This window comes from Dellaglioa sp. CoH-57-MRSF-16, assembly GCF_056782055.1.
The window spans coordinates 1-295 of the sequence record NZ_JBXAXZ010000145.1 but is presented as its reverse complement, the minus strand read 5'-3'; the positions used below and the strand labels follow the sequence as shown (position 1 = coordinate 295).

At 55.9% G+C, this 295-nt stretch carries 1 protein-coding gene; it reads right to left on the bottom strand.

Features of this window, described 5'->3' with window-relative positions:
• On the bottom strand, window positions 1–295 hold a 295-nt coding region (locus AC1RPH_RS08215), incomplete at both ends, for a hypothetical protein (RefSeq protein WP_481762095.1).

Here is a 295-nt window from a genome sequence, read left to right as displayed (position 1 = left end):
GCCTGCGTCGTGCTCAGGCGTTCCTGCAAATCGTTCATCTTGTCCGCCGCTTGTTCCGCGACCTCGACCTTCTTCAGGTCTTCCTGCGTCAACTGCTGGACTGCGATAATAGTTTCGAGATGCGGGGCCAGCTGCTTTAGCAGGGCGCGACGCTCCACCAATTCCTCCATCATGCGACGCAAAACCTTCAGTTCCAGTTTCTTGCCCTCGAACGGCTTGGGTTCACGCGGCAGCTCCAGCATTTCCTTGTGCGCTTTGGCCAGAGCACGAAACTTTTTCTGATTCTTGACGAGAC